This window comes from Actinomadura logoneensis, from assembly GCF_003428695.1.
Classification (GTDB): domain Bacteria; phylum Actinomycetota; class Actinomycetes; order Streptosporangiales; family Streptosporangiaceae; genus Spirillospora; species Spirillospora logoneensis.
Map to the genome: position 1 here is coordinate 1 of NZ_QURH01000826.1, position 4,917 is coordinate 4,917.

A 4,917-nucleotide genomic window follows, 5' to 3' on the forward strand; every position below is an offset into this window, starting at 1 on the left:
GAGGCTCGCGCGCGAACTGCTGCGCGGACCGACGGCGGCCGAGCGGTCCGCCGCGTCCGCCGCCGAGGTCGCGGGACGCTGGCGCGCCTGGCCCACCGGACGGATCTTCCCGGAAGCCCTGCGCTACGGCCTCGACCAGGGCGCGCCCGAGCGGGCCTCCCGCGTCGGGGTCTCCCCGGACACCGCCTGCGCGGACGCCGTGGACCCGCCGCTCGCCGCTTCCCTCGTCGTGCGCGGCTGCCGGGCCGTCCTGCGCGCCACCTACCTCGACCAGCTCCAGGGCATCGCGGTGACGCTGGGCGTCGCGGCGTTCCCGGACGAGCCGTCCGCGCGCGCCGCCGTCCCCTGGTTCCCCGGCCGGGGCGAGGTCGCGCCCGGGCTGCGCGCGCTCGGCTTCCCGGACTCGGTCGTCGCGCGGTTCGGCGACGCGTCCCGGCAGGTGGCGTCGCTCGCCCAGCGCGGCCCGTACCTGGTCGCCGCCACCGTGGGATACGCCGACGGACGGCCGCGGCTCCCCGCCGGGCGGCAGCAGGACGAGCTCGCCGAACTCGGCCCGCAGCTCGTCGAGGGCGTCCTGCGGCCCCTCGCCGCGCCCGCCGCCGTCCGCTGCGGAGAGCGGGAGTGGGTGTGCTGACGTCCGCCGTATCGCGGCGGGCGTCGCTGCTCCTTGCTTTTCTGCTGGCGGCGGGCTGCCTGGCGACCGCCGAACCCGCCCGCGCGGATGACGTCCGCGACGCGGTGACGCCCGTCCTGGAGTCGCTTCGGGTGCCGCGCGCGTGGGACGCGTCGCGCGGGCGCGGCGTGACCGTCGCCGTCCTCGACTCCGGCGTGGACGGGGCGCACGCCGACCTCGCCGGGAGCGTCGTCACCGGCCCGGACCACACCGCCGGCGCCGCGCCGTCCGGAACCGCGCCCAAGCGCCTGCACGGCACCGAGATGGCGTCCATCATCGCAGGTCACGGGCATGGTCCCGCGAACTCCGAAGGCGTCGTGGGGGTCGCGCCGGAGGCCCGCGTCCTGTCGCTCCGGGTCGTCCTGGAGCGGGACGAGCCCGGCTACGCCGCGTTCAACGGCGACAGGCGCTTCGAGGGGACGATCGCGCGCGGCATCCGGTACGCCGTCGACCATGGCGCGGACGTCATCAACCTGTCACTCGGCCGCTCGTATCCCGTCCCCGCCGAGCGGGACGCGATCGCCTACGCGATCAGCCGGGGCGTCGTGGTCGTCGCGGCGGCGGGCAACGGCGGCACCGACGCGGACCGCTTTGTCTATCCCGCGTCCTATCCCGGCGTGATCGCGGTCGCCGCCGTGGACGCCGACGGACGCCACGCGGGCTTCTCGAACCGGAGCTCCGCCGTCGTGGTGTCCGCGCCCGGCGTCGGGATCATGGGGGCCGCCCCCGGCGACCGGTACCGGTTCGGCGACGGCACGAGCCCCGCGACCGCCTTCGTGTCCGGGATCGCCGCGCTGATCCGGTCCCGGCATCCCGGAATGGCCCCGGCGCTGGTCGCGCGCTCGCTGACGGAGAGCGTCCGGCGCCGTCCCCCGGGCGGCTACGACCTGGGCGTCGGCTTCGGCCGGGTGGACGCCGCCGCCGCACTCACCACGTCCGACTCCCTCGCCCCCACCCGAACCACCCTCGCCCCCACAACCGCCCTAGCCACTCCACCCCGAATCCCCGTCGTCCGGCATCCGCCCTACCTGATCCCAGGCTGCGCGACCGCATGCGCCCTTGCCCTGACAGCACTACTCGCGTCCCTACGCCGCCTCAGACGCCACCCCGCCCCCCAACTTGACCACGCCAAGGCCTGACACCTGCCCTGTAGAGCTTGCGGGCACGTCCGTTGCCTCTTCGACGCCGTTCCTCGCGCAGTAGGCGGCGTTGGCTACCGTCGCCGCTCAGTCAACCTGCCAATGCGCACACGCCTCACCCTCCAGCACCGCCAGTGCGCTGTCTGCCGCCACCCACTGCCGAGATCGGGATGCGGCTACGTGCTGGCCAGATGGGTCTGAAGGTCGTGTCCCTGCCTTCTGAGTGCCGGAAGACAGGTACCGCCATGGACAGCACACGACCCATCTGACTGGTGCCCGCTGATGGTGACCGTCCGCTGGCAGTAGCGGGAGGTGGTCGGACAGGCGGTGGTGTGCCTGCTGTCAGATCCTGTGGGGCCACATGGTGTGAACGCCACGGCGAGTGGATGCGTCTGATGGTCATGGGAAAGGCGGGGAGGGGCGGCGCCCTCGGGGAGGCCGAAGGTAGGACGGGGCGTTGGCGCGCCGGGCAGGCGGTACTGATGATCGGCGGCATCGCGGTGGCTGCGATGGTGTTGTGGGTGCTGGGGCCTGGAGCCAAGTGGTGGCTGGTGCACGTCGACGGGGTCAAGGTCGGTGGGCAGGGCGGTCTTGGGGGAAAAGACCTGGCTGAGGCGCTGGACCGGGTGCGGGGCAGGGCCATGGCGGTGGGCACCGGGCTGCTGGCCGTGGTGGCGATCTACTACACCGCCTCCAACGCCGCTTCGGCCCGTCGTTCCGCCCAGGCGGCGATCGACAGCGTTGAAGCGGCTCGCCGCACGGCCGAGACGACCGAGGCCGCCCAGCGGCGCACCTTCGAGCTCACCGAACAGGGACAGCACCGCAGCCACGAGCTGACCGAGCTGGGGCAGCGCACCGATCGCTTCACCGCCGCCGTCGAGCAACTCGGCAGTTCCTCACCCGCGATCAGGCTCGGCGGCGTTTATGCCTTGGCCGGTTTGGCCGACGATTCCCCGACCCCGGAGTTTCGGCAGACCTGCATTGATGTGCTGTGCGCCTTTCTGCGCCTGCCTTACGACCGCCACCCCGGCGTCGGCCGCGAACACGAACAGGCCCGCAAGGAGTTTCGAGCTGCGCGAGAGGTCCGTCACACCGTCCTCCGCATCATCGGCGACCATCTGCGCGACGACGCCGCCGTCTCCTGGCGAGGCCACAACCTCGACTTCACCGACGTCGTCTTCGACGGCGGAGACTTCCGCCAAGCCGTCTTCGATGGCGGAAACGTGTCCTTCCGCGAGGCCTCCTTCCTCTATGGCACCACCCTCTTCACACACGCGCGTTTCGTGAACGGTTCGGTCACCTTCGAGGGGGCGCGGTTCGGGGGCGGCAGGGTGGACTTCCAGGGAGTGCGGTTCGACAGCGACGTGGTCAGCTTCGAGGGCGCGGAATTCGGCGACGGCGTGGTCGACTTCGCAGGCGCAGCCGGAAGACGGCCAGAGGGCCTGCCGGACGAACTTGCTCCGCAACTGCTTCCGGCCGGATAGTCCTGCTGCCCTAGGCCAGGATGCGTTGGATGTCCCAGGCGTGGTGGACAGCGTCGTGGGCGTTGTTGCGGGCGACGTCCTCGGCGCGCTGGGGACCGCGTCCGGCGTGTTCGAGAACGGTTCCGTCCTCTAGGGCCAGGGACATCGACTCCGTCCATGCCTCCGCTGCTCCGCGCAGCGACCACAGCGCTCCTGCCAGCGAGATCTCGTTGTAGCTGCGGGCGCGCGCAAGGAGATCCGCGTCGTACCCCGGCACGCTGCGCACATCGGTCAGGCGTGCGCCGACGAGGCGTTCAGCCCAATTGCGCAGGTTGTCGGTGACGTGGCTGACATAGGCGGCCACGTTCCAGGCGAGGTCCGGATGACCTTCGTCGCCCCGCCGCCCTTCCACGAGCCGTTCGTACCGCGCGGGTAGGTCCCGCACGAGCGCCACCGCGTCATCGGGGCTCAAGGACCAGTCGAATTCACACTGCCGGCACGGGTCCCCATAAAGCCGTGCCCCCCACAACTCCATCCACGAACCCTAGAACTGCGCCGGGCCGGTCGGGTCGGGCTTCGGTCGCGGTGGGGTGGTGGGGCGCGGGAGGATCGGGGGGTGATGTCGGAACCTGACGAGTACGCGGAGCTCGTGCTCGACACCGTTGAGCGCATTCCGCCCGGACGGGTGCTCGCCTATGGGGACGTCGCCGAGTTGCTCGGCGTCGGCGGGCCGCGGCAGGTCGGGCGGGTGATGTCGCTGTTCGGCGGGGGTGTGCCGTGGTGGCGGGTGGTGCGCGCCGACGGCAGTCCGCCGTCCGGGCACGAGGTGCGCGCGATGGAGGAGTACCGCGTGGAGGGCACGCCGCTGCGGCCCGACGGCCGCCGCGTGGACATGCGCCGCGCCCGCTGGGACGGCCCTGCGCCGGACGGCGGCCTCGCGGACTAGAGGGCGACGAAGGTCAGGCCCCGCTTCTTCAGCTCCGGCAGGACGGTGCGCAGGGCGTCGATCGTCTGGCGCCGGTCGCCGCCGCCGTCGTGGCACAGCAGGACGTCCCCGGCCTTCGCGGCGAGCATCGAGCGGCGGATGTGCGCGGTGCCCGGACGGGACCAGTCGCGCGGGTCGATGTTCCACGCGATCGGCATCATGCCCTCGGCGCGGCACAGGTCGAAGATGTACCGGCTCCAGTCGCCGCCGGGGGAGCGGAAGAACTTCGGCGAGTAGCCGGCGGCGTTCTCGATCCGCTCCTTGGCCTCCAGGATCTCGCGGCGGATGCGGTCCCGGCCGATCAGCGCGAACGGGCTCGGGTGGGTCTGCGAGTGGTTGGAGATCTGGTGCCCGGCCGCCGCGATCCGCTCCACGAGCTTCGGGTGCGCCCTGACCTGCGACCCGATCAGCGAGAACGTCGCCTTGACGCCGTTCTCGGCGAGCACGTCCAGCATCATCGGCGTGTAGACCGGGTGCGGGCCGTCGTCGATGGTCAGCGCGACGGCGGACGGGGGCGGCGCGGGGGTGAGCTCGCGGAGGTCGAACAGCGGCGTGCGGGCGGACGTCAGCGGCGCGGACGTCCAGCTCGCCGGGGGCGCGGAGCGCGGCGGGGGCGCCTTGGGGTGCGGTTCGGCGAGCCCGGCGGCGCGTCCGGCC

Annotated in this window: 6 protein-coding genes; 4 read left to right on the top strand and 2 right to left on the bottom strand. The window is 72.7% G+C overall.

Features of this window, described 5'->3' with window-relative positions; all coding sequences use genetic code 11:
* The 3 genes from DZF91_RS40505 to DZF91_RS28250 all read left to right on the top strand — a co-directional run.
* Positions 1 to 634 (top strand): hypothetical protein (locus DZF91_RS40505; protein WP_117360165.1); only part of this gene is annotated, 634 nt, incomplete at its 5' end.
* Positions 622 to 1,812, top strand: a complete 1,191-nt coding sequence (locus tag DZF91_RS28245) for a S8 family serine peptidase (protein WP_235834627.1) — start codon at positions 622 to 624, stop codon at positions 1,810 to 1,812. The genes DZF91_RS40505 and DZF91_RS28245, both read left to right, overlap by 13 nt.
* 482 nt (positions 1,813 to 2,294) lie before the next feature.
* A complete protein-coding gene (locus tag DZF91_RS28250) occupies positions 2,295 to 3,296 on the top strand; it encodes a pentapeptide repeat-containing protein (protein ID WP_147341423.1) in 1,002 nt (333 codons plus the stop codon).
* A 10-nt stretch (positions 3,297 to 3,306) separates the two neighbouring features.
* Here the strand turns inward: DZF91_RS28250 and DZF91_RS28255 are convergent, their stop codons facing one another.
* On the bottom strand, positions 3,307 to 3,810 hold the full coding sequence (locus tag DZF91_RS28255) for a hypothetical protein (RefSeq protein WP_117360167.1): 504 nt from the start codon (positions 3,808 to 3,810) through the stop codon (positions 3,307 to 3,309).
* A gap of 84 nt (positions 3,811 to 3,894) precedes the next feature.
* On the opposite strand from DZF91_RS28255, the gene DZF91_RS28260 reads away from it, so the two are divergent.
* Positions 3,895 to 4,221, top strand: a complete 327-nt coding sequence (locus DZF91_RS28260) for an MGMT family protein (protein ID WP_117360169.1) — start codon at positions 3,895 to 3,897, stop codon at positions 4,219 to 4,221.
* Here the strand turns inward: DZF91_RS28260 and DZF91_RS28265 are convergent.
* Positions 4,218 to 4,917: polysaccharide deacetylase family protein (locus tag DZF91_RS28265; protein WP_147341424.1), on the bottom strand; the 700-nt coding region annotated here is incomplete at its 5' end. The two genes, DZF91_RS28260 and DZF91_RS28265, sit on opposite strands and share 4 nt — an antisense overlap.